The 3,987-nt window shown below is 50.2% G+C and carries 1 protein-coding gene; it reads right to left on the minus strand.

Annotated elements, in window-relative coordinates:
- Positions 1–3,987: thrombospondin type 3 repeat-containing protein (locus ACMZ6Z_RS09015; protein ID WP_416132206.1), on the minus strand; the 3,987-nt coding region annotated here is incomplete at both ends.

A 3,987-nucleotide genomic window follows, 5' to 3' on the forward strand; every position in this document is an offset into this window, starting at 1 on the left:
CCCAAGAACTGCTCATGGGTGATGTCTTCGTAAGTGGCGGTTTGCTCTGTACCATCCACCGAAACGATAATCACATAATCCTCACGCAAGGCATCCGCCATCTTAGGATTCTTATCCTGAGCATCTGGAATACCGTCGTTATCATCGTCGGTGTCATCCTTGTCTGGTTGACCGTCATTGTCGGTGTCACGGTCAATGGTCACGGTAACTGTTTCTTTAACCGGTGCATCATCCGCTGGGTTGGTGACAGTGACTGGGATTTCAACCGTCGCTGTTTCCGCAGTGCCTACGAAGACGATATCGGTTGGGGTTCCGACAAGCTGACCTTGGTCGTCAACACGAAGACCATTAGTTTCTGTGCTTGCAATCACTGAGTTTGGCTTGCTTGGCGTTACCACTTTGACTGGGACAACTGCTTGCTTGTCCGTCACACGAACAGTATTAACCGTTTCAACTGTGAGAGCGTCCTTAGCTTTCGGATTGTCGTCTCGGTCATCTGGAATTCCGTCGTTATCGTCGTCGGTGTCATCCTTGTCTGGTTGACCGTCATTGTCCGTATCGCGGTCAATGGTCACGGTAACTGTTTCTTTAACTGGCGCATCATCTACTGGGTTGGTCACTGTGACTGGGATTTCAACCGTCGCTGTTTCCGCAGTGCCGACGAAGACGATATCGGTTGGGGTTCCAACAAGCTGTCCTTGATCGTCGACACGAAGGCCATTGGTTTCTGTGCTTGCAATCACGGAATTGGACTTGCTTGGCGTTACCACTTTGACTGGGACAACTGCTTGCTTATCGGTCACACGAACAGTATCTACTGTTTCAACTGTGAGTGCATCCTTAGCTTTCGGATTGTTATCCGTGTCATCTGGGATGCCATCGTTGTCATCGTCAAGGTCATCCTTGTCCGGAGTACCATCACTATCAGTGTCGCGATCAATGGTAACTGTCACAGTTGTTTCAACCGGTGCATCGTCTGCTGGGTTGGTCACTGTGACTGGGATTTCAACCGTCGCTGTTTCCGCAGTGCCTACGAAGACGATATCGGTTGGAGTTCCGACAAGCTGACCTTGATCGTCAACACGAAGACCATTGGTTTCTGTGCTTGCAATCACAGAGTTTGGCTTGCTTGGCGTTACCACTTTGACTGGGACAACTGCTTGCTTATCGGTCACACGAACAGTATCTACTGTTTCAACTGTCAGTGCATCCTTAGCTTTCGGATTGTTATCCGTGTCATCTGGGATGCCGTCGTTGTCGTCGTCGGTATCATCTTTGTCTGGTTGACCGTCATTGTCAGTATCACGGTCAATGGTCACGGTAACTGTTTCTTTAACCGGCGTATCATCTGCTGGGTTGGTCACTGTGACTGGGATTTCAACCGTCGCTGTGTCCGCAGTGCCGACGAAGACGATATCGGTTGGGGTTCCAACAAGCTGACCTTGATCGTCGACACGAAGACCATTGGTTTCTGTGCTTTCAATCACAGAGTTTGGCTTGCTTGGTGTGACTACCTTGACTGGAACCACTTCTTGCTTGTCCGTCACACGAGCGGTATCTACGGTTTCAACCGTCAGTGCGTCCTTAGCTTTCGGATTGTTATCCGTGTCATCTGGGATGCCGTCGTTGTCATCATCGTTATCCGTCACATCTGGCTGACCGTCATTGTCGGTGTCACGTTGAACGGTCACTGGAACAAGAATGTCCTTGGTTTCTTGACCAGCTGGTGTGTTCACCACAACGTTTACCGGAACGTTAACGACACGGTCGTTTTCGTCTGGGTTCCAATCTGTAATGACTGGGGTACCGGTCAATTGACCAGTGCCATCTACGGTTACACCATTGGTTTGGGTACCAGTGATGACTGCGTTTGGTTTATTGACAACAACTGCTGGACGTGGTGCGATTAACTGGCCTTCAACGACTGGCGTGCCATTAGCTGGGCTAACGGTGACCGTCAAGTCATCTTTGCCTTTCGGATTGTCGTCTCGGTCATCTGGGATACCATCGTTATCGTCGTCGGTGTCATCCTTGTCTGGTTGACCGTCATTGTCAGTATCGCGATCAATGGTAACTGTCACAGTTGTTTCAACCGGTGCATCGTCTGCTGGGTTGGTAACAGTGACTGGAATCTCAACGGTCGCTGTTTCCGCAGTGCCTACGAAGACGATATCGGTTGGGGTTCCAACAAGCTGTCCTTGATCGTCAACACGAAGGCCATTGGTTTCTGTGCTTGCAATCACGGAGTTGGACTTGCTTGGTGTGACTACCTTGACTGGAACCACTTCTTGCTTGTCCGTCACACGAGCGGTATCTACGGTTTCAACCGTCAGTGCATCCTTAGCTTTCGGATTGTCGTCTCGGTCATCTGGGATACCATCGTTGTCGTCGTCGGTGTCATCCTTGTCTGGTTGACCGTCATTGTCCGTATCGCGGTCAATGGTCACGGTAACTGTTTCTTTAACTGGCGCATCATCTACTGGGTTGGTAACAGTGACTGGAACGAGGATGTCCTTGGTTTCTTGACCAGCTGGTGTGTCAACCACAACCTTAACAGGAACGTTAACCACACGTTCGTTTTCGTCTGGGTTCCAATCCGTAATCACTGGTGTACCCGTTAGGTTACCAGTGCCATCTACAGTCACACCATTCGTTTCGGTACCAGTGATGACAGCGTTTGGCTTATTAACGACAACTGCTGGACGTGGTGCGATTACCTGACCTTCAACGACTGGCGTGTTATTAGCCGGGCTAAGGGTTACCGTCAAGTCATCTTTGCCTTTCGGATTGTCGTCTCGGTCATCTGGAATACCGTCGTTGTCATCATCGTTATCCGTCACGTCTGGTTGACCGTCATTGTCCGTGTCACGGTCAATGGTCACGGTAACTGTTTCTTTAACCGGTGCATCATCTGCTGGGTTGGTGACAGTGACTGGGATTTCAACCGTCGCTGTTTCCGCAGTGCCTACGAAGACGATATCGGTTGGGGTTCCGACAAGCTGACCTTGGTCGTCAACACGAAGACCCTTGGTTTCTGTGCTTGCAATCACAGAGTTGGACTTGCTTGGTGTGACTACCTTGACTGGAACCACTGCTTGCTTGTCAGTCACACGAGCGGTATCTACGGTTTCAACCGTCAGTGCGTCCTTAGTTTTCGGATTGTTATCCGTGTCATCTGGGATACCATCGTTATCGTCGTCGGTGTCATCCTTGTCTGGTTGACCGTCATTGTCCGTATCACGATCAATGGTAACTGTCACAGTTGTTTCAACCGGTGCATCGTCTGCTGGGTTGGTGACGGTGACTGGGATCTCAACGGTCGCTGTTTCCGCTTCACCGACGAAGACGATATCGGTTGGGGTTCCAACAAGCTGTCCTTGATTGTCGACACGAAGGCCATTGGTCTCTGTGCTTGCAATCACTGAGTTAGCCTTGCTTGGCGTTACCACTTTGACTGGGACAACTTCCTGCTTATCGGTCACACGAACAGTATCTACAGTTTCAACTGTGAGAGCGTCCTTAGCTTTCGGATTGTTATCCGTGTCATCTGGGATACCGTCGTTATCGTCGTCGGTGTCATCCTTGTCTGGTTGACCGTCATTGTCCGTATCACGGTCAATGGTCACGGTAACTGTTTCTTTAACTGGCGCATCATCTGCTGGGTTGGTCACTGTGACTGGAATCTCAACGGTCGCTGTTTCCGCAGTGCCTACGAAGACGATATCGGTTGGGGTTCCAACAAGCTGTCCTTGATCGTCGACACGAAGGCCATTGGTTTCTGTGCTTGCAATCACGGAATTGGACTTGCTTGGCGTTACCACTTTGACTGGGACAACTTCTTGCTTATCGGTCACACGAACAGTATCTACTGTTTCAACCGTCAGTGCGTCTTTACCTTTCGGATTGTTATCCGCGTCATCTGGGATACCATCGTTATCATCATCAAGGTCATCCTTGTCCGGAGTACCATCACTATCGGTATCGCGA

Origin of the sequence: Streptococcus pluranimalium (assembly GCF_047785705.1) — a bacterium.
GTDB classification, from domain to species: domain Bacteria; phylum Bacillota; class Bacilli; order Lactobacillales; family Streptococcaceae; genus Streptococcus; species Streptococcus pluranimalium_A.